This is a genomic window from Moorena sp. SIO3I6 (assembly GCF_010672095.1).
Genome location: NZ_JAAHHU010000005.1, coordinates 22,800 through 49,047 on the forward strand (window position 1 = coordinate 22,800; position 26,248 = coordinate 49,047).

18 protein-coding genes and 1 other RNA gene are annotated in these 26,248 nt (G+C 44.0%); 14 read left to right on the forward strand and 5 right to left on the reverse strand.

From position 1 onward, the window contains the following. Positions 1-13: 13 nt before the first annotated feature. Positions 14-1,492 carry a sodium-dependent transporter gene (locus F6K49_RS03995; protein WP_293094448.1) on the reverse strand — a complete coding sequence of 493 codons (1,479 nt, stop codon included), beginning with the start codon at positions 1,490-1,492 and terminating at the stop codon, positions 14-16. 269 nt (positions 1,493-1,761) lie between these two features. Here F6K49_RS03995 and F6K49_RS04000 point away from each other — a divergent pair, with 269 nt between their 5' ends. Next, a complete protein-coding gene (locus F6K49_RS04000) occupies positions 1,762-1,920 on the forward strand; it encodes a hypothetical protein (protein ID WP_293094451.1) in 159 nt (52 codons plus the stop codon). Here the strand turns inward: F6K49_RS04000 and gntT are convergent. Continuing rightward, on the reverse strand, positions 1,900-3,219 hold the full coding sequence (gntT, locus tag F6K49_RS04005) for a guanitoxin biosynthesis MATE family efflux transporter GntT (protein WP_293094453.1): 1,320 nt from the start codon (positions 3,217-3,219) through the stop codon (positions 1,900-1,902). The two genes, F6K49_RS04000 and gntT, sit on opposite strands and share 21 nt — an antisense overlap. Before the next feature lie 328 nt (positions 3,220-3,547). Between gntT and F6K49_RS04010 the strand changes: the two genes are divergently transcribed. From F6K49_RS04010 to F6K49_RS04025, 4 genes are all read left to right on the forward strand, one after another. After that, on the forward strand, positions 3,548-4,081 hold the full coding sequence (locus tag F6K49_RS04010) for an ureidoglycolate lyase (protein WP_075903997.1): 534 nt from the start codon (positions 3,548-3,550) through the stop codon (positions 4,079-4,081). A gap of 324 nt (positions 4,082-4,405) precedes the next feature. Further along, on the forward strand, positions 4,406-5,776 hold the full coding sequence (locus tag F6K49_RS04015; RefSeq protein WP_293017972.1) for an AAA family ATPase: 1,371 nt from the start codon (positions 4,406-4,408) through the stop codon (positions 5,774-5,776). Next, on the forward strand, positions 5,755-10,815 hold the full coding sequence (locus tag F6K49_RS04020) for a hypothetical protein (protein ID WP_293094456.1): 5,061 nt from the start codon (positions 5,755-5,757) through the stop codon (positions 10,813-10,815). The genes F6K49_RS04015 and F6K49_RS04020 overlap by 22 nt, the downstream gene beginning before the upstream one ends. A 282-nt stretch (positions 10,816-11,097) precedes the next feature. After that, positions 11,098-14,001, forward strand: coding sequence for a tetratricopeptide repeat protein (locus F6K49_RS04025; RefSeq protein ID WP_293094458.1), 2,904 nt, complete (start codon positions 11,098-11,100; stop codon positions 13,999-14,001). Between the two features lie 322 nt (positions 14,002-14,323). Here the strand turns inward: F6K49_RS04025 and F6K49_RS04030 are convergent, their stop codons facing one another. Continuing rightward, complete coding sequence (locus tag F6K49_RS04030; RefSeq protein ID WP_293094461.1) at positions 14,324-15,178, reverse strand: DUF4351 domain-containing protein; 855 nt, start codon at positions 15,176-15,178, stop codon at positions 14,324-14,326. Positions 15,179-15,367: 189 nt separating this feature from the next. On the opposite strand from F6K49_RS04030, the gene F6K49_RS04035 reads away from it, so the two are divergent. The 3 genes from F6K49_RS04035 to F6K49_RS04045 all read left to right on the forward strand — a co-directional run bounded on the left by F6K49_RS04035 (position 15,368) and on the right by F6K49_RS04045 (position 18,756). Next, positions 15,368-15,556, forward strand: a complete 189-nt coding sequence (locus F6K49_RS04035) for a DUF4089 domain-containing protein (RefSeq protein WP_075903942.1) — start codon at positions 15,368-15,370, stop codon at positions 15,554-15,556. An 83-nt stretch (positions 15,557-15,639) separates the two neighbouring features. Continuing rightward, a complete protein-coding gene (locus tag F6K49_RS04040) occupies positions 15,640-17,031 on the forward strand; it encodes an AtzE family amidohydrolase (RefSeq protein ID WP_293094466.1) in 1,392 nt (463 codons plus the stop codon). Between the two features lie 546 nt (positions 17,032-17,577). Next, positions 17,578-18,756 carry a M20 family metallopeptidase gene (locus F6K49_RS04045; protein WP_293094470.1) on the forward strand — a complete coding sequence of 393 codons (1,179 nt, stop codon included), beginning with the start codon at positions 17,578-17,580 and terminating at the stop codon, positions 18,754-18,756. A 123-nt stretch (positions 18,757-18,879) separates the two neighbouring features. On the opposite strand, the gene mgtE is transcribed toward F6K49_RS04045, so the two are convergent. Next, positions 18,880-20,271: a magnesium transporter gene (gene mgtE / locus F6K49_RS04050; protein WP_293094473.1), complete on the reverse strand. Its 1,392-nt coding sequence runs from the start codon at positions 20,269-20,271 to the stop codon at positions 18,880-18,882. Positions 20,272-20,700: 429 nt separating this feature from the next. Between mgtE and F6K49_RS04055 the strand changes: the two genes are divergently transcribed. The 6 genes from F6K49_RS04055 (at position 20,701) to F6K49_RS04080 (ending at position 24,688) form a co-directional block, all read left to right on the forward strand. Next, positions 20,701-20,841 (forward strand): hypothetical protein, encoded by a 141-nt coding sequence (locus F6K49_RS04055; RefSeq protein WP_293094476.1) that lies wholly within the window; start codon positions 20,701-20,703, stop codon positions 20,839-20,841. A 105-nt stretch (positions 20,842-20,946) separates the two neighbouring features. Beyond that, entirely contained in the window at positions 20,947-21,534 is a 588-nt protein-coding gene (locus F6K49_RS04060; RefSeq protein ID WP_293094479.1) for a type II toxin-antitoxin system antitoxin SocA domain-containing protein, read from the forward strand. Then, entirely contained in the window at positions 21,506-21,883 is a 378-nt protein-coding gene (locus tag F6K49_RS04065; protein ID WP_293094482.1) for a hypothetical protein, read from the forward strand. The genes F6K49_RS04060 and F6K49_RS04065 overlap by 29 nt, the downstream gene beginning before the upstream one ends. 145 nt (positions 21,884-22,028) lie before the next feature. After that, an RNA gene (gene rnpB, locus F6K49_RS04070) (RNase P RNA component class A) lies at positions 22,029-22,473 on the forward strand. A 194-nt stretch (positions 22,474-22,667) separates the two neighbouring features. Next, positions 22,668-23,381, forward strand: a complete 714-nt coding sequence (gene rnc / locus F6K49_RS04075; RefSeq protein WP_293094485.1) for a ribonuclease III — start codon at positions 22,668-22,670, stop codon at positions 23,379-23,381. Then, a complete protein-coding gene (locus F6K49_RS04080) occupies positions 23,378-24,688 on the forward strand; it encodes a Gfo/Idh/MocA family oxidoreductase (RefSeq protein ID WP_293094488.1) in 1,311 nt (436 codons plus the stop codon). Before rnc ends, F6K49_RS04080 begins: the two co-directional genes overlap by 4 nt. Positions 24,689-24,715: 27 nt before the next feature. Here the strand turns inward: F6K49_RS04080 and F6K49_RS04085 are convergent, their stop codons facing one another. Further along, positions 24,716-25,711, reverse strand: a complete 996-nt coding sequence (locus tag F6K49_RS04085) for a tyrosine-type recombinase/integrase (RefSeq protein WP_293094491.1) — start codon at positions 25,709-25,711, stop codon at positions 24,716-24,718. Positions 25,712-26,248 lie beyond the last annotated feature (537 nt).

The following is a 26,248-nucleotide window of genomic DNA, read 5'->3' on the forward strand; positions in this document are numbered from 1 at the left end:
CTAATCATTAAAACTAATCTGTTCTCCCATTGATCAATGTTTTGTCTGTGACCAGCAAAGACAGGAAAATAAGTAATGGCAAAAACACGATTGCCCAGCCAATTCCTAAAGCCCAGGCTGGGTATCCTTCATAGGGAGTCCTAATATCTTTTGAAAACTGGGTTGCTAGCAAAGCGACTAAAGCCATAGGAATCAGGTATTTTATAGAAAAATTCCACCATTTCCCAACCTTCCAATCACTAACTTGGTTGATGTATCGTCGTAGTTTTTCCGCACCATACAGCCATCCCACTAGGATAGATTGGAAAATAGCTACCAACATCAAGTTATAGTTAGTCACAAAATGATCTACGATATCTAAAATGTATAGTCCAGCTCTGGTAGTGTAAATAATTCCAGCAATAAATCCCCCTAGACAAACCCCAATTGAAACCTTAGCAACATTTCCCTGTTGTTGTTTGTCGAGGATAGTCGCATTCAAAGCTTCTACTAGGGAAAAAGCGCTGTCGATGCCTAGGGAAAGCAGCATCACAAAAAACAGCAGACTGAACAGCCAAGGCAAGGGCATTAAGCTTAAAGCTTCCGGAAAAACCACAAACGCTAGACCAGGACCAGAAGCAGCCAGCTCTGCCAAGGGGGTGTTAGTTTCTCCAGCCATATATCCTAAGATTCCGAACACCACAAAACCGGCAAATAAGCTGATACCACTGTTGATCAAGGCAGTTAACCACGTATCTTTAGCAATGTCATCCTCTGAGTTTTTGTAGCTAGCATAAGTCACCATAATTCCAAATCCCAGAGATAAGGTAAAGAAAATCTGTGAGAATGCAGCTGTCCAAACTTCGGGGTCAACTAATGCACTCCAAACCGGAGTAAGATAGAGTCTCCAGCCATTGAAGAAACCTGGTAAAGTTACCGCTCGTAATAGCAATACTCCCAGTAAAATAATTGGAAGTGGCACGCTGTAGACAACGACTTTGCCCACACTGGTCGTGCCTTTCCAAACACAGAAATAAATCAAGACCCAGACTACAACTAGGGACCATAAGATTGGCCAGTTGATACCACCTAATACATTGACCCCATCGCTGATTTGCAGAACACTATCAAAGAAGTAGCTTTTAGCATCCCTCGACCACTTGACCCCAAAGGATGCCAGAAAGTAAATCAAGCTCCAGCCCATCACAACTGCATAATAGGAGACAATGATAAAGGCTGACATCAGGGCAAACAGACCGAGACTGCCGAAATTGGGGTGTAATTTCCGAAATGAGCCTATGGCTCCCCGTTGCATTTTTTGTCCTACCGCAAATTCCAGCATCAACAGTGGAACCCCGATTAGGACTAAAGCGATCAGGTAAGGGACTAGAAATGCTCCCCCACCGTATTTCCCAGCTAGGTAGGGAAAGCGCCACACATTCCCTAAGCCAACTGCAGAACCTACTGCTGCGAGGAGAAATACTGTTCTTGAAGCCCAACGTTGACGAGCCATCTACAATTCCCTCTATCTTGATAGTTCATGCTTCATACTTAATCCTTGATACTTCATCCTTTACAATTAATCCTTGATACTTCATACTTCTTTAAATTCTTGCCATAGGTTTGCTTATTCCATCACAGGTTTTAGGGAGTAGGGAGTAGGGAGTAGGGAGTAGGGAGTAGGGAGTAGGGAGTAGGGAGTAGGGAGTAGGGAAAAAATTCTGTGTATCTCATTACTATGAGAAACTTTTATAGCGTTTCTCGCAGTTATAATATAGATCTTTGACGTTGATTTCCTATCTTGATACAGCGGATCGCTATTCCCTGTTCCCTGTTCCCTGTTCCCTAAAATCCATAAAATTTTACCTCATAGCTATGATAATTGCTATAGGTTTACATCTCAAATACAAACCCTATATTTCACTTCAAGGTGCTTGGTAACTTTACGCCCAGTAATATCGCTCTGCCTGCCATAAACAAAGATAACGCTAACCAAAGAAGATGAACACTTTGAAACTGCCAAGACGCCACAGCCATAGGGGCAAATCCCACCACCAAGGCGATTACGGTAGAATTACGTAAGGTCTGTCCTGCGGCTAAGCCCAGAAAATAACCATCCAGCATAAACGCAATGGAACCAAACCCTAACACCAGGAGTAACCAAGGAACATAGACAGTAATAGATTCGATCACCTCAGTGTGGTTTGTTAACAGCCCAAAGAGTGTCTGGGGAAACAGCATAAACAGGAAAGCAAGGTTAATTCCTAATAGCAAACAGCTTCCTCCAGCCATTCTCAATAAAGGGAATAACTGCTCTTTTGCTCCCTTACCTTGTAAATTACCCGTCAGAGTTTCAGTAGCAAATGCCAATCCATCAATAAAATAAGCAGCCAGCATGAACACCTCTAATATTAAAGCATTTTCCGCCAAGATTGTGGTACCCAAAGCTGAGCTCATATTGGTAAAAATAGACAAGGTAAAAATAATCGCTAAGGTTCTAATAAAAAGATTGCTATTTAGGGTAAAACTAGCTTTTATTTCTGACAAGTTCCAAATTCGTTTTGCTACTGATATTAGCTGTTGCCACTGGATTTCTTGGCTAACTAAAACTATGCCCACTAAAACCATCACGTATTGACTAACTGCTACAGATAATCCAGCGCCAGTGCTTTCCCAACCCCACCGAATAATAGTTAAGTAATCGCAAACTATATTAGCGCAGTTACCGATAATGGACAACAGCAAAACCTTACCACTCATTTCTCTACCGAGAAACCAACCAATGACTACAAAATTGAGTAATGTTGCCGGAGCTCCCCAAATCCGAGCGTTAAAATAGGCAATACCGGAAAATTTGACATCTGGTGTAGCACTTAACAGAGCAAATCCCAGCTCTCTAATAGGATACTGTAAACTTAAGATAACTACACCTAAAATCAGAGCAATTAAGCCATTACGAAGTCCCACCAGTAACATAGCATCTCGGTCATTTCGTCCGACGGCTTGAGCGGTTACTCCAGTAGTTCCCATCCGTAAAAACCCCAAACTTTTGTAGATGAAGTTAAACAGGATAGTGGCGATAACGACTCCAGCTAAGTGGCGGATTTGATCTAAATGACCTAAGAAAGCCACGCTGATTAAACCCGCAAGGGGTACCGTCAGATTAGACAGAATATTGATGATCGCCAGTTTCCAGAAGCGATAGAGCACGTTGTCTTGGTTTGAGCCAATAAAAGTCATAAATTAACCTTAATAGTTAGGGCATTTTGAATGGGAAAATAAAGGTATTTTAACCTTTTTTATTAAGTCAGATTAGTGGCTTGATTAAATATTATATCCAATACTATTTTTATAGTTAGAGATTAATAGAGATAGATTAATCGACTATAATATAAATAATGGACGCCAACCCTAACCATAAAGATGAAACTGATGATTTTTTTAAATTACCTATAAAGGATATCATAGAGGAAGAGTAAAGACTAGTGGCCAGAGTAACAGCAAGGCACCTGGACAAGCTAAAATCAATAAGCTGTTAATTCTTAACTACTGACGCCGGAGCCTAAGGATGAGTAAAGTCAAGACGATTCAAAAACTACACGCGGAATGGGTGACATCAGAGAACTTTCAGCCCTACGGTCAAGTCATCTTTGCCAGTGAAGATGGCAAACCCTATGATCAAGATGATGCTCAGTTAAACCTCGACAATGGGACATCCCGGTTTTATATCATGCGGCTACACCACAAAGGTCGTAAGTTTGATAAAATTACTCGCCACGTCCAATGTACTCAGTGTCTCGGTTCTCTAGAAGGGAAAGACTGGTTCATGGCTGTAGCTCCTCCCACTCAGGATGACCAACCAGTTTTAGAGGATATCGCCGCTTTTCGGATTCCAGGTAACTGCTTTATTAAATTAGAAGTAGGAACTTGGCATGCTGGTCCCTATTTTGACCAAGAATTTATAGATTTCTACAATTTGGAACTTGCTGATACCAATGTCGTCGATCATTTTACCCATGATTTTATAGACAGCCATCAGTTACAGTTTGAAATTGTTATAGCAAAGGGAACAGCGGAGCAGGGAGTAGGGAGCAGGGAGTAGGGAGTAGGGAGCAGGGAATATGGCATCAAAAATTATCACAATTCCTACACTGATACCTAGAGGAAGTGATAAACTGGAATGGGGAATAACAAGTAAATCATAATCCCATAATTAGTCACAACATAATAAAAAAAAACTAAGCCAAACTAACTAATGACTAATAGTATTGGATATATAATCAGTTATAAAATCCTCAAATTTTATGACTTTTCCCTGTTACCGATTCCCGATTCCCGATTCCCGATTCCCGATTCCCTACCTTGACAGGTAAATTTTAACTTGGTGCAAGATAATATGAGTAATGACTAATGAGAAAGGAAACCTATGACAGTAAACATCCAAAAATTATATAAAGCCTGTAATCCCAGCAAAACCTTAACGGTAGAACAGCCTGAAGACCTTAATTATTATATCGATTTTTCCTCAGTGCGAGGGGGCAAGATCATTGAAGAGTTGAAGGACAATATCACCTTCTTCTCCATGGATGAGCCGACCTGTGAGCTATTTACTGGACATATTGGTTGTGGTAAATCTACGGAATTACTGCGGCTGAAAGCGGAATTGGAAGAAGCTGACTTTCACGTGGTCTATTTTGAGTCTTCTCAAGACTTGGAAATGGGAGATGTAGATGTTGGTGACATTTTACTCGCTATTGCTCGTCGAGTCAGTGAAAGCTTAGACAAAATTAAGCTAGGTGAACCGAAAGGCTTTAAAAAATTACTGGCAGGTGCGGCTAAACTATTGCTCACTGAAATTGAATTAAGCGGTCGGGTAGGAGTTCCTGGCATTGGTGAGGTTGGAGTAGACACGGAGGGGGCGGTTTCCCTAGCCGTTGGGATTGGTGAGATTACGGCTAAGGCTAAGGATAGCCCGGATCTGCGCAGTCGGTTACGGCAATATCTCGAACCTCAAACCAATCGGTTGTTAGAAGTGATTAACCAAGAGTTGCTCGAACCTGCGATCGCAAACCTCCAACAAGTGGGGAAACAAGGGCTAGTGGTAATTGTAGATAACCTCGATCGGGTGGATGCTTCCCAGAAGCCTTGGGGACGTGATCAGCCGGAATATCTATTTGTGGATCGTGGAGCCCAGTTAAAGGGGTTACACTGTCATGTGGTCTATACCATGCCCCTAGCCCTACGATTTTCTAATGACTATAGTGCCTTGACTCAACGCTTTGTGGTAGATCCCAAAGTGTTACCAATGGTACCGGTAAGGTTACGAGATGGCACTCCCCATGAACAGGGCATGGCTCTGCTGCGACAAATGGTACTCGCTAGAGCCTTCCCTGATTTAGAGCCTGGGTCGCGTCTTGCTAGAGTAAAAGAGGTGTTCGACTCCCCTGACACTTTAGACCGCCTGTGTTACGCTAGCGGGGGTCATGTGCGGAATTTGCTCCGGTTCCTCAGTACCTGGATCAAGAAAGAAAGACGATTACCTCTGTCTCAAGGCATGTTAGAAACTGTAATTCGAGACCGCCGCAATGAACTAACCCTACCCATCTCAGACGATGAGTGGGAACTATTGTGTCATGTTGCTAAACACAAGAAGGTAGTTGGAGATGAAGGTTACCAAGTCTTGATCCGCAGCATGTTCGTCTATGAGTACCGAGACCAAGATGGGTCTTGGTTTGACGTTAATCCCATTTTGGCAGAAGCGGAAGGATTCAAATCATGCCTAGCTTATACCGCGTAGAAGATGCGGATGCCTACAACTTTAATTCAATGCAGGAACTCGCCTGGGCGATTGAGACGTCCCAAGGGGAGTTTTCCCTGATTTTAGCCCGCCGCAACTATGAAGCTTTACAGGAGTACATTGTCCGGAAGTTGCGGCAAGTCTGTGCTGTTGAGTTCCAGGAAATATACCTGAACCAGTCGGTTAAGGTTAAGAGTCTCTATACCACTATCTTGGAGCAGCTAGGGGATCAACAGCCAGCTGCGGTGATGGTCTTTGGTTTAGAGTCCCTGAGCAACCGGTCGCAAGTACTAATCACTACCAACCAAGTGCGGGAGGAGTTTCGCAAGCATTGCCCCTTCCCTCTAGTGTTATGGGTAAATGACGAGGTATTGCAAACGCTGATTCGGTTTGTGCCAGATTTAGAGAGTTGGGCAACAAGCACAGATTTTGTCCTCTCCTCTAGTCAATTGATTGAAGCTCTAGCAGAGCGAGAGAGTTATTTATTTACTCGTATTTTGGATGCCGGTGGGGATCAGTTCCTACCCAATACCGCTATTTTCGGTTCCAGCTATTGCCGAGAATTGGACTCAGCTTTGAGGGATTTGCAAACTCGTGGAGATGTCTTAGACATAACCCAAGAAGCTAGTTTGCCATTTGTCCTTGGTCGAGAAGCTTATATTAATGGTCAGATCGAACAGGCGTTAGAGTATTATCAGCAAAGTTTAGCCTTTTGGCAGCAGCAATCTAGGAGCTGCGAAACACAACAGCAGAAAACACAACAGCAGACTAGTTTTACCTCCAGACTGGGTCGAACTACCCAAATACCTACTTCCCTCCGGACGTTGCCGAGAGACCCCTCAACCCCTTCACCAGTAGAACGTCAAGCTCTACTGCTGTTTCATATCGGTTTGTGTTATCTGAACCTGGCTGAACTCAATCGCTCCCAAACTCGTCACCACTGGATCACAGCCAGAGGGTATTTTCAAAAATGTATCGATACATTTGAACAAGCAAAACGCCCAGATTTAATCGCCAAGTTTATTACTAAACTTGGCGAAACCCTACAACGACTGGAAGCTTGGAAAGACTTACAAGGTCTGGCGCAACGCTCCCTGGTACTGCACAGAACCTATGGAAATTCACTGCAACTGTCTCAAGATTATGGATTTATCGCTGCAGTCGCCCTTCAAGACTGCCGTTGGATGGGCGCTCAGCAAGCAGCTAGGAAAGCTTTAGAACTCCTAACACGGTTAACTAATACCTCCGGACAGTATCAAATGTCCTATCTACTGCTTCTGGCTAAAGCGAAGGGGCATTTGGGTCAGTCGGAGGAGGCGATCACTATCCTGGAAAGGGCTAAGGAAACCGGTCCAATGGATGCCCCACAACTTTATATTCGCATTTTGGAAAAATTGCGGACGCTTTATTTCCGGCAAAAGCAGTATCTAGAAGCCTTTCGGGTCAAACAAGAACGATTCTCCGTTGAGCAGCAGTACGGTTTCCGTGCCTTTATCGGACCTGGTCGGCTTAAACCTCATCTACGCCAAACTTCTACCTTACTCCTAGAGCAGGAAACTGCTGCGGAGGAAATCACTGCTTCTGTACGTCAGAACGATGTAGAGCGCTTAGTGGAACGTATTGGCAGCACCCAGCACAAACTGACAGTGATTTATGGTCAGTCAGGGGTAGGTAAGAGTTCCCTGCTAGAAGCTGGATTAGTCCCCACTCTCAAAACTAAGGTAATTGGAACCCGTGATGTCGTACCAATTTTGGTAAGGGTTTACACCGATTGGGTCAGGGAAGTCTGGAAATCCTTAGCTTCTTCTCAGTTGGAAGTTGACCCGTTGAACGGTGAAGGGTTTTCTGGGTTGAAGGTTGACCCGTTGAAGGTTGTTCGCGTTCGCGGAGCGTCGCCTACGGCGAAAGCGTGGCCGAAAGGCCAAGGTTCACAGCAGTCTTCTCACCTGCAACATTCAACCCAAACTAACCTGCAACATTCAACCCAAACTAACCTGCAACATTCAACCCAAACTAACCTGCAACATTCAACCCTTTTAGAGCAATTGCGACAAAATGAACATAGCAATTTGCTAACGGTGCTGATTTTTGACCAGTTTGAAGAGTTTTTCTTGATTTCGGATAATCCTACTGAAAGAAAACGCTTCTTTGATTTTTTCCGGGAGTGTCTTCAGATTCCTTTCGTCAAGGTTATCTTGTCATTACGGGAAAATGATTTGTATTTTTTGTTGCAGGGAATTCGTCATAAAAATTTTGATTCAATCAACAATAATATTCTCAACAAAACTATTCTTTATTATTTAGGTAATTTCTCCCTAGAGGATGCTAAATCTATTATTCAACGACTAACCGAGCGCTCTCAAGTTTATTTAGAAGAAGCCTTAGTAAACACCTTAGTGCAGGAACTAGGTAGCAGTGAAGGAGAAGTTCGTCCCATTGAATTACAGATAGTAGGAGCTCAACTACAGACTGAAGGAATTACTACCCTAGCTCATTATCGGAGAAAAGGTCCTAAAGAAAAATTGGTGCAGCGTTACCTGCAAGAAGTGATCGCAGATTGTGGCTCCGAGAATGAAAAAGCTGCTGAACTGATCTTGTATTTACTAACTGAAGAAAATAACACCCGCCCGCCTAAGACCCGCCAGGATTTGGAAAAAGACTTAAAATCCTTGGCAGTGGATTTAGCGATAGAAGAAATAGACCAGTTAGATTTAGTCTTAAATATCCTAGTCGAATCAGGATTAGTGGTGCTCTTACGAGAAAGTCCCCTTAACCGCTATCAACTGGTTCATGATTATCTAGTTTCTGTGATTCGCCAGCAGCAAGATAGCGAATTACTCGCCAAACTTAAGGAAGTCCAAGAGCAACATCGGCTTTCTCAAGCCCGGTTACAGAAGTCGAAGATAGCACTGACCGGCTCCATTGTTCTAGTTGGCATGTTAGCGGTCTCAACCGTTTCTGCTGCTATATTTTGGGCTCTTGCTAGAAACAACGAAATCACAGCTTTGATTAAATCCTCAGAAGCCCTTTACGGTTCGAATAATCATGCCCTCGATCCACTAAAAGATGCCTTACAGGCAGGAAAAAAACTCAAGTGGTCAGTTCGGGTCAGCTCTGACACTAAGGATATAGCGATGAGTTCTCTACAGCAAGCCTTTTATGGGGTTAGAGAGCGCAATCGCTTAGAAGGTCATGATAATACAGTCAACACTGTTAGTTTCAGTCCCGACGGTGAGCTAATTGCTACGGCTAGTTCCGACAAAACTGTCAAAATCTGGTCCAAGGAAGGCAAACAACTCTACACGTTAGCAGGAAAGCATGGACATAAGGATGAAATCAAGAGTGTTACCTTCAGTCCTGATGGGAAGTTGATTGCTACCGCTAGTAAAGATCAAACTGTTAAAGTTTGGCAACGGAATGGTAAGTATATTCAAACCCTGACAGGGCATACTGATTTAGTTTGGAGCGTGCGTTTTAGCCCTGATCGCAAAAGCCTTGCTGCTTCTAGCGAGGATGGAAGAGTTATCATCTGGAGTCTGGAAGGCAAAAAACCCCAAATCTTCAAAGCCCATGATAAAGCAGTGCTCAGTATTAGTTTCAGCCCCGATAGCAAGGTGCTGGCAACCGGGAGTTTTGACAAAACGGTTAAACTCTGGCGTAGAGACCGGAATGGCTTGTACAAGAGAAAGCCTCTAACCATACAAGCCCATGAGGATGCGGTTTTCAGCGTCAGTTTCAGTCCCAAAGGTAAACTGATTGCTACTGGTAGTAAGGATAAAACTGTCAAACTCTGGAAACTTGACGGTACTCGGTATCAGACATTGGGAACCGATGACCATGAAAGTCATCAAAGTACTGTGACTACCATCAGTTTCAGTCCCGACGGTCAGACCCTTGCTAGCGCTAGTGCTGACAATACCGTCAAACTTTGGAATCGAAATGGCCAGCTACTCGAAACCCTTACCGGTCATGAAAGTACGGTATGGAGCGTTAATTTCAGCCCCGACAGCCAGACCCTTGCTAGCGCTAGTGCTGACAACACGGTTAAACTTTGGAGTCGATACGGTAATGAACTCCCTATTCCCACAGGGGATGAGAATACCGTTTACAACGTCAGTTATAGCCCCGACGGTCAGACTATTGCTACCGCTAGCAAGAACAACACTATCCAAATCTGGAGCTTAAACGGTCAATTGCAGCGAACTCTGACTGGTCATACCGGTTGGGTTTGGGGTGTTAGCTTCAGCCCTGATGGTAAGACTATTGCTAGCGCTAGTGCAGACAATACTGCCAAAATCTGGAATAAGAATGGTAAGTTACTGCACACCCTATCTGACCATAAGGATGTGGTCAGGAGTATCGCTTTCAGTCCCGATGGCCAAATTATCGCTACGGCTAGTAGGGACAAAACAGTTAAACTCTGGAATCAGAATGGTATCCTGATTAGAACTCTGACTGGTCATGAAAATTGGATCAACAGCGTCAGGTTCAGTCCTGATGGTGAGACGATTGCTACGGCTAGTGCAGACAAGACTGCCAAACTTTGGAATGTTAGTGATGGCAAGGAGCTGCAAACCCTCGATGGTCATAAGGATTGGGTTCTGAGTGTCGGTTTCAGCCCCGATGGTAAAACCCTGGCCTCTGCTACCAGGGATAAGATGGTTAAACTCTGGAATGTTAGTGATGGTAATGAACTAAAAACTCTTAAAGGTCATGACAATACCGTCTGGAGTGTGGTGTTTAGCCCCGATGGTGAAACCATTGCTACCGCTAGTGCTGACAAAACTGTCAAGCTTTGGAACACCAAAGGTAAACAACCTCAAACCTTTTCTGGCCATGATGGTGCTGTAGTTAGCCTCAGTTTTAGTCCCGATGGCCAGACTATTGCTTCTTCAGATTCATCTGCTAGAGTAATTATATGGAATTTAGAGACTATCAGACATCCTGATCAACTGCAGTCCCTTGCTTGCGATTGGCTACAGGATTATCTGAAGCACAATACTAATGTAAATAAGAGGGATCTTCGTTGGTGTCGTTAGTGCGTCAGTGCTGAAGTCCTGATTCCGTCAGAAGCAGTCTGGAATGGGACTGGAAACCACTATGGCAATTTTAATAAGTTTTAAGTAGTATTGCTAAGTAGTCTGTAGTAGTTTTAGGTATTTAAGTGTTACTACTTAAAAGTTAATCATATCATGACTAATCACAAAAAAATCACAAAAAATTGCCATTTTGCTACCAGGATAGAATTTAATTTGCTGATAATATAATTACCTCACTGGCTGGCATAAGTACTTGCTGGCATAAGCAATATCCTTAAAATCATGACTAACTCACCCCTACTCGACCCTGTAGCTACTCACCACCGGGATGCTGTAGAAGAACTAGCCTGGGCAATAGCTGCTAGTGAGGGACAGTTTTTGCTGATGTTAGCACACTGTAATTATGCCAAGTGGCGTAAGCGAGTGGTGCGCAAGCTACACAAAATTTCTTCTGTCCCAATCCGGGAAGTATTCCTAGACCAATCTGCTTGTACACTCTACACCACCCTCCGACAGGAAATCGGGGAGGAACAGCCAGCTGCCTTGATGGTGTTTGGTTTAGAGTCAGTCACGGACCTTGATGAACTGTTAATCGCCACTAACCAAGTTAGAGAAGAGTTTCGCAAAAATTTCCAGTTTCCATTAGTATTGTGGATTAACGATGAGGTGCTGTGTAAGCTGATTCGCATCACACCAGATTTCCACAGTTGGGCAACAACGGTTATGTTTCAAATCCCAACCTCAAGCCTAATTAGCAACCTACAACAAAAAGCCAATTCTTTATTTAGCAAAGTCTTGGAATTAGGTGCCAGTGAAATTTGCCCCAATGATGCTATCTTAGGTGCTGGTTATAGTCAGGAAATTAAGTTTGCCTTACGGGATTTGGAAAGTGGTAACCACCAGTTGCCACCACAGTTGCTAGCCAGTCTTAACTTTGTCTGGGGTCGAGAGGCGTATGGATTGGGCAAGATTGATGTTGCTATCACCCACTATCAGAAAAGTTTAGAATTCTGGCAACAGGAACCCCGCAAGCACCAGAGCAAGCCCGAAAACAACGGTGAGATTCTCCCCGGACTTGGTGTGCCTACCTTCAGATCCCGTAAACCCATTACCCCTCCACCTCGGGAGCGAGAAGCAGTTATCCTGTTTCACCTAGGATTGTGCTATTGCGATCAGGCTAAGCAATATCCAGCGGGAGACCCTAGCTATGGAGAAAATTGGCACAAGGCTAAGGAGTATTTAGAGCAGTGTCTGGTGGTGTTCGAACAAGAGCAACGACCGGATTTAGTGGCTAAGTTTATTAATCAGCTCGGTGAGATACTGCAATCTCTGCAAGCCTGGGAGGATTTGGAAAGTCTAGCTAAAAAGTCTCTAGCGCTACACAGAAACTACTCTGCTCCTGTTCAAATCGCTCAGGATTATGGATTTATAGCAAAAGTGGCGCTACACAAATCCCGCTGGCAGGAGGCTTACACAAACGCTCAATATGCCAATGTAATTATCACAAAAGTCACAGAAGAACAGGGTGTTGCACAGGATAGGGAAGATTTGTTGGCCTATGGAACAGGGGGAACAGGGGGAAGTAAAAAATTTTCCTATTATCCCGCAAGTATCCAAGCCCAACAACAGCAACAGTACTCCAGCTATCAGGAAAATTCTGCTTTATATTGCCTCAATGGAGTAGTCAATATAGATAAGATTAGCCAGAAATATACAAATAAATCTCCCGTTGGTCGCTATCTGTTACTTCTGGCTCAAGCGCAACAACACTTGGGTCAACATTCCGAAGCGATTAGCCATCTGGAACGGGCTAGGGAGTTAGGCATTGGTGATGACCCGAAACTGTACCTGGAAATCCTGGAAACTCTAGGAACCCTCTACTGGCAACAAAAACGATATCAAGCAGCATTTAGATTAAAACAAGAACGGCTTGCGATCGCACAAGAGCATGGTTTACTTGCTTTTATCGGTGCGGGTAAACTCAAATCCTCCCAACAGAATCAGTTACCACAGAATCAGTTACCACAAAATCAGTTACCACAGACCAAGAGTAAAGGTAGCCCTACCGTATCTCAGGCCATGACTGCTTCCCATTGGCAACACAAAGTACAAGAGCTAGTCCAACGCATTGCCAGTACCCAGCACAAACTAACTGTAATTTATGGTCAAGCTGGAGTGGGCAAGAGTTCCTTACTAGAAGCTGGGCTAATCCCCACCCTAAAACAGCAACCCATTGGTAACCGTGATATAGTCCCGATTAGGTTGAAGGTTTACACTGACTGGGAAAAAGAGTTGGGTAAACGTATCTTAGAGTCGAAAGGTGAAAGTTTAACGGTTGAAGGTTTAAAGGTTGAAGGTTATAAAAACAACCTTGGCCAAAAGGCCACGCTACGCGAAGAACCGGCTACTCTTCTAGACCAGTTGCAAAAAAATCAACGGCAAAACCAGATAAACATCCTGATTTTTGACCAATTTGAAGAGTTTTTCTTTGCTTGCCGAGAGCCAGCTGAACAAAAACGCTTCTTTGAGTTTTTCCGTGACTGTCTTAATATTCCTTATCTCAAAGTTATCCTGTGTTTACGGGAGGATTATCTACACCTATTATTAAAGTGCGCTCGTCAGGTAGATTTGGATGCCATTAATAATGATATTCTTAATAAAGGTATCCTTTATTATGTCGGTAATTTTTCTCCAGACGAGGCAAAATCGATTATTTCTAATCTAACCACTAGAGCTAAATTTTACCTAGAGGATGCATTAGTCGATGAGTTGGTAAACGACCTAGCTAAGAATGAACCAGTGGGAGAAGTAAGCCCGATTGAATTACAGATAGTGGGAGTGCAACTGCAAACTGAGCAAATCAATACTTTAGCGGCTTATCGACAAAACGGATCAAAAGAAAAGCTAGTGGAGCGCTATTTAGAAGGGGTTGTTTCTGATTGTGGTTCAGAAAACCAAAACGCGGCTTGGAAAATTTTGGGTTTGTTAACGGATAAGGATGGCACTCGACCATTCCGAACAAAAGACGATTTAGGAGCAGAGTTACAGTTATCCACTGACAACTTAGATTTTATCCTAGAGCTATTGGTCAAGTCAGGTTTAGTGATGAGATGGCAGCAAGAACCAGAAGCTCAATATCAACTGATTTATGATTATTTAGCTGAGGCTATTCGTAGACGTTGCTGATTCTAAGCTATCAGCTATCAGCTATCAGCTATCAGCTATCAGCTATCAGCTATCAGCTATCAGCTATCAGCTATCAGCTATCAGCTATCAGCTATCAGCTATCAGCTATCAGCTATCAGCTATCAGCTATCAGCTTTTGAATTAAAGAGGTAAGCATTGGTTTAATCTCAGTTCCTTGGCCTTTCGGCCAAGGAATTCATTGTATTTGGCTTTGAGTCCGTTGAACTCCTAAGCCGAATATCTTGTTTTAAGCCAAGGGCTGACAGCTGACCGCTGACGGCTGTTCGCGTAGCGTGCGCGTAGCGCATATGCTTACATCTGATTAGCCTTTCAGTCCCTCTAACCAACTGGATAAATCCGAGCCATCGGAAAAATCGAACAATGCTTCACTCAATTGATCTAAATCAGCAACAGATAAGTTGTTGATGAGTGATTCTAGAGTAGGCTCAATTGTTCCAACCTGGCGTGTCAACTGACGCATAATTAGCTCCAGTTTTCCTTGCTGTAAGCCTTGCTGTAAGCCTTGCTGTAGACTTTGTTGAACTTTCTCCTCTCCCCAAGGTAATAAATTTCCAGAGCTATCCCACCACCGTAACCAATAGTTGGTAATTTCTGATTTTTTGCCGTACCATACTCCTAGAAACAAACCCATGGATTCAATCCAGTAGCGTCCATTAGCATCGGGTTGTTGGAGGGTATAGCTTCCTGAATTAAGCGATCGCATTTCGACACTTCCCGACGCTGGGTCAAAAATCACATAAATTGGTACTTGTAGGATTTGCTCGTAAAAGTACCATTTGCCATAGGGGTAACGGGGGTTAATGGAATATTCTCCTTGCTCCTTCTCGGATAAAAATTCCATAACCACTGCTGGTACCTCTCCTTCCGTGTGAGGGGTATAGCTCCGGCGAATCACCCCTGGTAAGACTGGAAACACGGAAGGTACATAAAACCAGTCCGGTGCTTTGACTACTGTTTTACCGTCCACATTGGCACAGAGTCCAAAGTTGGAAGCAATCAGCATTGAATTATTGATAAATCCGGCTAATTCCAGAATCTCTCGGAGGATAGCCGCTAATAAGGGATGATAGAGATTTTCCACTGGGTCATCGGGTAATTGAAATTCGTCGGGGAGTTTTTCCCATCGGATAATGGGTTCGGCTTTCGTTTGAGTCATAGCCCTATCGGGTGTCTTTATATCCTTAAGGTAACGAAAAATTTAACTTTGCTTGTTTGAAGATAGTTTTGAAGAGACTGTCGAGTTTTGAGGGTTTAGTTTTGAGTAATAACGACAGGTTTTCAAATTCTATTATATTTATAGATTATAATTAATTTTAACTACTAAATTCTTAAAGACTAACTAGTAATGATGCCCAAAAAAATTGAAACTGCTACCTATGTCGCAGCAATGGCGGAACTCCTTGATTTAGACCTTAAGCCCGAACACCGTCCTGGTGTTATCAAAAACTTCTCTAAAATTTATGCGATCGCATCTCTAGTCACAGAATTTAGCTTACCTGATGATATCGCAGCTGCTCCTGTATTTGAACCTTAGGATGCTGATAATTTTTGACTATCAAATTATCTAGTTTATTGGTTGATCAGCGTTACTCAATCATCATAATAGTTGAAATTAGGATGCTAACCGTGAACCCAACTGATGCCATTGGAATTACCACTGCGATTCGAGAAGGTCAAGTCACCGCCAAAACAGTCATTACTAACTGTCTCGAAAAAATAACTGTCCGTAACCAATCCCTTAACTGTTTCACAACGGTTACCACTGACCAAGCTTTATCGGATGCTGAAGATATTGATCATGCTATTGCTAAAGGGAACAATCCCGGTCCATTGGCAGGAGTTCCTTTTGCGGTTAAAAACTTATATGATATCGCTGGCTTAATAACATTAGCTGGGTCAAAAATTAATGCTGAAAATCCTCCTGCTTCCCGTGATGCTACTGCTGTAACTAAACTCAAACAAGCGGGTGCTATCCTAGTTGGAGCATTAAATATGGATGAGTACGCCTATGGCTTTGTAACGGAAAATAGCCATTACGGTGCAACTCATAACCCCCATGATCTCACTCGCATTGCTGGTGGTTCCTCTGGCGGCTCGGCAGCAGCAGTGGCGGCGGGATTAGTACCGATCACTCTCGGTTCCGATACCAATGGTTCGATCCGGGTACCAGCTGCGTTGTGTGGTACTTTTGGCTTCAAACCTACCTACGGACGATTGTCTCGGGCAGGGGTTTTCTTGTTTTCAGCTAGTTTGGATCATATCGGTCCGTTTGCTCGTTCTGTACGGGATATTGCTACTATCTTTGATATCCTTCAGGGAGTAGATCCCACTGATCCCGTTTGTAGCAATCGTCTCCCAGAACTCTGTGTCCCCCAGCTTAACGAGGGGATTGAAGGGTTACGGATTGGGGTTGCTGATGGCTATTTTTCTCAAGGGGCAGAACCAGAAGTCTTGGATGCTGTCGCTAAAGTCGCTAGTAGCTTGGATGTAACTGCCTCGGTTACTATCCCAGAAGCCAAGCGAGCCAGAGCAGCAGCTTATATTATTACGGCTAATGAAGGGTCAAACCTGCATTTGGACAATTTGCGTAAACGTCCCGATGATTTTGACCCAGCTACACGCGATCGCTTTTTAGCAGGTGCCCTAATTCCAGGGACTTGGTATATTCAAGCCCAACGGTTTCGACAATGGTTTCGCGATCGCGTTCGGGAAGTCTTCCAAGATGTGGATATTATCCTCGCTCCCACTACACCCTGTGTTGCTCCCCTACTGGGTCAAGAAAAAATGGTCATTGCCGGAGAAGAAGTGTTGGTTCGTCCAAACTTAGGATTATTTACTCAACCCTTATCCTTCATTGGCTTACCGGTCTTATCAGTACCAATTAACCGTCCTGGTCAAATGCCCTTAGGGGTACAAATTATTGCTGCACCCTATCATGAAGCAATGATTCTTAGAGTTGCTGCAGTGCTTGAGGAGCAAGGCATCGTTTCAGCAGCGGTTGTATCTTAAGAAATGGATGATTGAGACAATATTCTTTCACCGCAAATAGTTGTATGATAACCAATTAATTATTACAACAATTAAAAAAGAAGTATAAATAAGTAAGCTTACCCCCGGCTGAAGCGCAGGGGCTTTCGCCCAGTCTTCAGAACGTTGGTTTTCAGTAGCCCTAGCATACTCAACGCGCCTAGACTCCAAATCAATCGAATCTAAGGGTTAAGCGCCGAACCTCCAGGCTGGCTTACTCTACAGATGCGAGGGATTGCTCGCATCTGTAGCTTCTACAACCGAGTCAATTCCCGGACAGCCCCAATACTTCGTTTTGCGCATCACTCGCCGATACTAACCTACTGGCTTAGCCGTTTCTCCGTTCGCGTAGCGTCGGCTTTGCCGAAAGAAGAGTGCCTTAGCATCATTTCAGTCTTTTTTGATTATAATTGATCGCGACTAAAGTCGCTACTACGCTTCCTCCCCGCTTTAAAAAGACGGGGCTTCCGCGTTTGTTTAACTTACGTGAAGTATCAAAACAATTTTATCTAGCATTTATCTAGCAGCATGCTCTCCCAGATTAAAGAGTTAGCCCAAGAAATTGCCCCGCGTCTAATCGAAATTCGCCGTCATATCCACTCTCACCCAGAATTGAGTGGTCAAGAGCACCAAACAGCCGCTTACGTAGCTGGTGTCTTATCCTCCTGTGGTGTTCATGTACAAGAAGGAATTGGCAAAACTGGCCTGATCGGTGAACTGATTGGTGGTACCGATGAGCGATTAGTCGCACTGCGCACTGATATGGATGCTCTACCCATCACCGAACAAACTTGCCTGGATTTTGCTTCACATCAACCGGGAGTTATGCATGCCTGTGGTCATGATGTCCACACCACCGTAGGCTTAGGCACAGCTATGGTTCTATCCCAACTCGGAGAAACGTTTCCTGGTAATACTCGCTTTCTGTTCCAACCCGCTGAGGAAATTGCTCAAGGTGCAAACTGGATTGTTAAAGATGGCGGAATGAAGGATGTCAGTGCTATCTTTGGTCTTCACGTTTTCCCATCAATTCCTGCAGGGTCTATTGGTATCCGCTATGGGGCATTAACAGCAGCAGCGGATGATTTAGAAATCGTAATTATGGGAGAATCGGGTCATGGAGCTCGCCCTCACCAAGCTATTGACGCGATTTGGATTGCTGCCCAGGTGATTACCACCCTCCAACAAGCTATTAGTCGCACCCAGAACCCATTACACCCGATGGTCTTGACAATTGGACAAATTAGTGGTGGGCGAGCTCCGAATATTATTGCTGACCAAGTGCAACTAGTAGGAACAGTGCGATCGCTTCATCCCCAAACCTATGCTGACCTACCGGATTGGATTGAAAAGATTGTGGCCAATGTCTGTAATGCTTATGGCGCTCGCTATCACATCAACTATCAGCGGGGAGTACCATCGGTACAAAATGACCTAGCCTTAACTCAGTTGTTGGAAGCAGCAGCTAAGGAAGCTTGGGGAAGCGATCGCGTTTTAATCATACCCGAAGCCTCTATGGGTGCAGAAGATTTTTCGGTTTATCTACAACACGCTCCTGGCAGCATGTTCCGCCTCGGGGTTGGATTCCAAAATAAAATAAATTACCCACTGCACCATCCTCTGTTTGCAGTGAATGAATCGGCCATTGTTACCGGTGTAGTTACTCTCGCTTATGCCATTTATAAGTACTGGCACCAGGACTGTTAATTATACAGTTAGTTATACAGTTAATTTTAGCGATTTGCGACAATTTTAAGTACAGATTAGTTTTTTTTGTTACCTGTTCCCTGTTACCTGTTCCCTTTTGCCTTTTACCTTTTGCCTTTGATGCTAAAGCCCTAAGACTGATTTAGCAATATTGAAATAAATCAGCACACCTAAAACATCAACAACTGTTGTAATGAATGGTGCGGACATCAGGGCTGGGTCTAAGCCTAGATGACGGAACAGAAACGGTAGGGCTGAACCGGCAATTGATGCTAAAAGTGCGATCGCAACTAGACTCACTCCCACCGATAGGGCTACTAAAAAATCTCCTTGTAACCAGTAAGCCCATCCAGTAGCCATCGTACCCAGAATTACTCCTAGTAATAACCCCGCCAGTGCCTCTCGCCAAATGACTTGACCGGGGCCTAAGTCACGAATTTCATCAGTATTCAAGCCCCGAATCACCACCGTAGAAGACTGAGCGCCTACATTACCACCAGTGCCAGTAAGTAAAGGGATAAAAGCTGCTAGGGCAACAACCTGCTGCAAAATAGACTCTTGGGACTTTATGATCGTACCCGTAACCGTATTAGTGAGTAACAAGACAAATAACCAAACTACCCGTCGGCGGGCAACTGTGAATAAATTGGTTTGAAAATAATTATCCCCCTCCGATTGGACACCACCACCAACCGCGTACATATCTTCTGTTGCTTCCTGCTCCAAGATATCAATCACATCATCCACAGTGACAATACCCACTAGACGCTGCTCCCGGTCAACCACCGGTACAGCCAGAAAATCATAGCGTTGGATCATCCGTGCTACCTCTTCCTGGTCTGCATAGGTATAGACATATACCACATCACGAGTCATAATTTCACCCATGGTGGTCTCGGTGGAAGAAATCACCAAATCCCGCAGGGAAACAATCCCAGTCAAATGTCGAGAGTTATCAGTTATATACAGGTAATATACGACTTCCGAGGCTTTCGCTAAGCTACGAATCTGATCCAATGTCTCGCTAACTGTCAAGTTTTCCTTGAGGGAAATATATTCAGGGGTCATGATTCGTCCTGCTGTTCCCTCCTCATACCCCAAGAGCAGGGCTGTCGCTCGGCGTTCCTTGGGACTTAACTGTGACTGCAAGCGTCGGACTACCTTAGCTGGTAACTCATCAAACAACTTGGCTCGATCATCTGGCGACATCTTATCTACGATATCCAGTACCTCCTGATGTTTAAACTTCTCAACTAGAGACTGTTGAACACTGGAGTCAAGATTTTCATACACCTCAATGGCCTCAGATTTAGACAATAAGCGGAAGGCAATCACTTGCATTGCTTCGGGTAATCCTTCAATCGCTTCCGCAATGTCTACTGGTTGTACTGGCACCAGCACTTGCTTAGCACCCTGAAGATTACCTTGCTCCAGCAGTATCTGCAGTTGAGAACGCACCAGCTGTCGCAGTTCACTACGCGAGATTGTCTGGAGGGAAATTTGGTTTTCAGTCAATGCAAACCCTCCTCTTGAGTAGGTTCTACTTGTTTTTCAGTGCTGACTCAAGTCTAGATGCTTTTGGACTTGTTCCAAGACTAATTGCTAATTGGTAATTAGTACTTGGTAATTAGTACTTATTAAGTAGTACTTGGTAATTAGTTTTATATCAATTTATTAAAAAATGTAAAATACGAACCATTCTTACTGTTAATCAGGTTTCAGTTAACTTAACCAAAGTTAACACAGTTACTAAAACGTTTGTTTCTTAATTGGTAGCTCACACAACTATCCTTGATTGGATTCCGATATTTACCAATACCACTACTTGAGGCATCTTAGTCCAAGAGTATTTTCAGCGCAATAGTTATTTGAGAGTGATCCCATCACCTTAGATTTCCCTGTACGTGATCCAGCCCGAGGGAAATTAATTTGTTAATAAAAATAGTGATATTCTTTCCCTTCTTACCCCTCTCTCCCTCTTGCAGTGTTTCACCACTCAAATCGGATTGCTATCGATGGCCTTTTGGCCTTTTGGCCACGCTACGCGAACGGCCACGCTACGCGAACAACTGGTCTAGTCAATAGTACATTTATACTATTGACTTAGTTTAGGTTATAATGATATACACAAGCAATTATTATAAATTGCTACCATTAAAGATTATTTAAATTAGATTTGCGAGTCTAATTATGCTTGATTGTCTCAATGCGGCTCGCTACTTCATCGTAAAAGCTTACGATGATGGCATGGAAGCTGAAATGACCAACATGAAGCTTCAAAAGCTTCTGTACTATGCACAAAGTTTACATCTAGCGCTTTACGATCAGCCATTGTTTGATGAAGAAATTCAAGCATGGCGATACGGTCCTGTTTGTCCTCGTGCTTACAGGTTTTACAGTGAGTTTGAAGCTAAGCAACTACCTATCCCTAAAAAAGACTTCCTCTCAACTATCCCTGATGATAAGATAGAGCTTCTAGAAGAAACTTGGGAATATTTTGGTGGCTATCATGCCTATGGACTTAGTCATATGACCCACTGCGAGTTTCCTTGGCAAAAAGCTCGCAAAGGTTTACCATCTGACGCTAGGTCAACTGAGCCAATTCTTCGTAAGGATATGAAAGTATTAGGTGAGCAGAAGCTTGATGAAATAGAACGTCAGCACCCTGCATATGAATCGGTGATATCAGCAGTTTTAGAGGACGCTTTTACTTCTCCATCTTCAAATCTTATTTGTAAAGGAGAAGTGGGTGACTGGATCAAATCCCTTCTCGATTGAAGCGTCAGAGAAGTTCAAGCGTTCTTTAAAAAAACTTGCGAAAGTTCACGGGAATAGCTTTGTTGAGCTTGTAACCCAAATCGTAGAAAATTTAAAACAAGACCCATATCCCAGGAATTACCGCCAAGAACCTTTACCAAAAAAGATTAATTTACCGCAAGGATGGACATTTCATAAGCTTAAGTTTAAGGTGGCAAAAGGGACTTCTGGACAAATCAGATTGATGTATTTAGTTAATACAAGTAAATCAGTTATTAAACTTGTTTGGATATACACTCATGAACAGTTCACAAAACGCCCTGATGACAAAGATCTTAGGAGTGTAATCCAACAAATTCTAGAGGATTAGCTTTTGCGTTCGCGCAGCGGTTCCAAGGCCCATTCCATTTCCCTAGTTGCTCCTGCTGGGACAGATAATGGTCTCTGCCTCTGGATTGACTCAAACTCCAGCAGCTAACAACCAACTGCTAATCAATACTAAACTAGAGTAGAGAGAAAGTAGGCGCAGGTGGTTGCGGATTCGCATTTTTCTGCGAGTCTGAGGAAAGTCCGGGCTCCCGAAAGACCAAACTTGCTGGGTAACGCCCAGTGCGGGTGACCGTGAGGATAGTGCCACAGAAACATACCGCCGATGGGAAGGATAAAGGTAGAAGGCTCCAGGATGAATGTATTCTTCCTGCCTTTTTCCTGATTTTTTCACAGGTAAGGGTGCAAAGGTGTGGTAAGAGCGCACCAGCAGCATCGAGAGGTGCTGGCTCGGTAAACCCCGGTTGGGAGCAAGGTCGAGAGGAACTACGGTTGGTCTTTTACCAGTTCCGGATATGGAGAACCGCATGAGGCGTCTGGTAACAGCCGTCCTAGATAGATAACCACCCTCTTTAGTAGCTTCTTGATGGTTGCTAGGGAGAACAGAACCCGGCTTATGTCCGACTTTCTCTCAATTTAGCTATTAGTCGTTAGTCATTAGACTTCTTGCAGAAGTAGGGAACAGGGAACAGGGAACAGGGAACAGTGGACAAGAATTGATCCAAACACTATCAGAAAACTACTTTTGCAAGAGGTCTATTAGTCATTAGTACTCCCAGACTCTGGTTAGTAACAAAGGACTTTCCGACTCACGACAACAGACAGCCATGACCATCAAAGACCCCCGTCGTCAGAAACAATTAGAGAAGTTAGTTCAAAAGTTAGGACTATCTAAAACTACAGCTGTGAATTGGTCGTTGCTAGATTTAGCACTGACTCATTGTAGTATCTCAGCAGAACACAACTATGAGCAGTTGGAGTTTGTTGGTGATGCTGTTATACGTTTAGCTAGCTCAGAATGGCTATGGGAAAATTATCCCAACTCTTCCGTTGGTGAGTTTGCTGCCATTCGTTCCGTACTGGTAAGCGATCGCATTCTGTCTCAACTCGCTCGCAGCTATGGTCTAGAGCGTTATTTACTCGTTTCCAATAGTGCCGCTGGGGACAAAGTTGGCGAAACATCCCGCTTAGCTGATGCCTTTGAAGCAGTATTGGGAGCATTATATTTAAGTACCCATACCCTAGAATTAGTCCGTCCTTGGCTAGACCCTCACTTACAAAAACTGACTACTGAAATTCGTCAAGACCCCGCCCGCCAAAACTACAAAGATGCTCTTCAGGAATGGACTCAAGCTCACTACAAACTGCTTCCAAAGTATCATCTGACGGAAAACCTACAAGTGCATGGGGCAAACAACCGCTTCACTGCCCAAGTTTGGCTACAAAATCGACAATTAGGTGAAGGTACAGGAAGATCGAAAAAAGCTGCGGAACAAGCAGCAGCCAAACAGGCATTTCTGGAATTGAGAGGCGAAAAATGAAACAAACCGGAGTAGCGATATTGGGAGCAGGTCGCTGGGGGAAACACTTGATCAGGAATTTCTTGACACACCCTGATGCTTGCTTAGTGGCAGTGGTTGATCCATACCCAGAAACCTTGGCAGCAATTAAAGATAAATATAACCTAGCTCCTGAGGTACGTTTGGCAACAGATTGGGAATCGATACGGGATCTCCCGACAATTGAGGCAGTGGTAATCGCTACTCCAGCAGTTACCCATTACACCCTAATTAAGGATGCTCTACAGCAGGGGAAACACGTCTTAGCAGAAAAACCCTTAACCCTTGATGTGGCTGAGTGTCTAGAATTGTGCCACCTGGCTCAAGAAAAGCAGCTACAGCTTATGGTTGACCATACCTATCTATTTCACCCAGCGGTCAAGCGTGCTCAAGAGGTTGTGAACTCGGAATGCTTAGGAGACTTACGCTATGGATACGCCGCCCGTACTAACTTAGGACCAGTACGTCAAGATGTCGATTCTCTCTGGGATTTAGCGATTCACGACATTGCTATTTTTAACTATTGCTTAGGACAGCTACCTGTTCAAGTCCAAGCTACTGGTAGGGTGTGGCTACAGTTTCAAAAAGAGTTTCAAGTTAGCAACTTGCCGGTTAAAACAGAGTTTCAAGTTAGCCAGTTGCCGGTTGAAAGTTCTCAAGATAACCAAGGCTGTAGTCAATCACTTATTCCTCAACAACCTGCTAACCTTCAACCTGCTAACCTTCAACCTGCTAACCTTCAACCCGATAACCTTCAACCTGCTAACCTTCAACCTGCTAACCTTCAACCTGCTAACCTTCAACCTGCTAACCTTCAACCTGCTAACCTTGGCCAAAAGAGCACGCTACGCGAACAACCTTCAACCCCTCAAGGATTAGCTGACTTAGTTCAGGTCACACTTACCTATCCCACTGGCTTCCAAGCATTCATTCATCTGTGCTGGCTCAATCCAGATAAACAGCGGCGGCTTGGGATTGTAGGAACACAGGGAACCTTGATTTTTGATGAAATGCTTGCCCAAGCACCCCTAACTATTCAACATGGTTATTTTGAACAGAACGGGGAGTACTTTATCCCTGCTGGTCAACATCGTGAAGTTCTTGATCTCGAATCATTTGAACCACTTTACTCAGTATGCGATCGCTTTCTTAACAGTGTCCGCTTGTCCCAACCTTCATCAATATCATCTGGCTGGGTTGGTGCTCAATTGGTACACATTCTCAGTTGTTTAAGCCAATCCCTTCACCAAGGAGGAGTGCCAGTCACTGTTCCCCAGTTACCAAAATAATTACCTATTCATTCTACCTGTAGATAATCACGATAGGTTAATGCCCAGCTTCAATGCTGGATTATTTTCCCAGCGATCCGCTACATGGGCGTAAATACAAGTTGTTCTGGGATCAGCATGTCCCAACAAATCTTGCACTTGGCGTAACTCAGCACCAGAACGCAGAGCTAACGTACCTGCCGTATGTCTCAAGCTATGGGCTGATATAGTTCTTCCTGGTGTTTGCTTAAGGTTAGTTTGCTCTAAATAGCTATCCACAACTAGCCGAATCCCCCGCCGGGAAATCCGCTTGCCACCCGCCCTGTTTCCAACAGCTATAAATAAAGGACTCGATGGTTTGACCACTTCCCCATTTTCTGTCCTTGCTTCAAGATAAGCCATTAGCAAGTCAGCAAGATCTGGTGTTAATGGCACTATTCTAATATTACGCTTGCCTTCGACCCGAATTCCCAGATTACCCCCCTGCTTAACTACATCAGAGACATTTGCCCGATGTAACTCAATGCTACGGGGACCTTCCAATATCATGATTGCCAGCAGAAGTTTATCCCGCTTGGCCTTAAGGCTACCATCATTCACTATCGCTCCTAACAACTTTTCAACTTCAGGCTTTTCCAAATAGGTAATCCTTGCCGCCGGGTCCAGCTTTTCCCGTGGCGGTTTCACTCCAAGGGCTGGATTAATCGTAATCAGTCCTTTTTCCACAGCAGCTTGATAAAAACGCTTGACAACTGACAACTTTAGTGATACTGTGGCTGGCTTAAATTTTTTAGTGTCTACCATCCAGCGGCGGTAACGCTTAATGTCCTCTTTAGTAACTGCGGCTGGATGAAGATTTATGCGATCGCACCAGTTCACAAACTGCTGAACCTGGCGGCGGTAGGTATTAACAGTATCAGCCGCAGCATCTCCTGCTGCCACATCGATATCCAGGAAATCAGCAAAAGCCTCCAGTAGGTTTGCTGTAGTAATGGTCAGGTGGTCAGGTTGAGGGGTGATTTGGTTTGGGGTATGACTATCCACGGTGCCATTGGTGCCATTAACGTGAAGTTGTTAAGCATCTAGTACTATTATAGCCTCTTTAAGTACCGATAATCCCCCAACTCGGCGTTATACACATAGCTTCAACCCAAAACAAACAAATCTTATTTGTACTTCGTTGGCCAGAACAAGGATGCCAACAATAACACACAAACTTACACTTTTGGAACGGCTACAAAATGCCTCTGTGGTTAAAATCTTAACCTGGCCATGACGGTCGATTTTAATACCCCACGCCTCAATACACCCCTGCCTTTTAGTTAATACCTTGGGTGTACCTGAGTCAATACAATGTGGGTGCGATGCTGCTTTGCAGCCACCAAAGGCGATCGCATAGCGTCAGCGAAAGCTGAATCGCTCTTAGCGGTTTCAAAGGAGCATCGCAGTTGCAACAACCTACCCCTGGATGTCTGTTAAAAACAGTATATTAGTTAATAAACACAATCAGACAGGGTTTATTAAGAAATATTTTCAGTTTATTGACAAGAGCTACTTACTATACTAATGTAATACAACTAA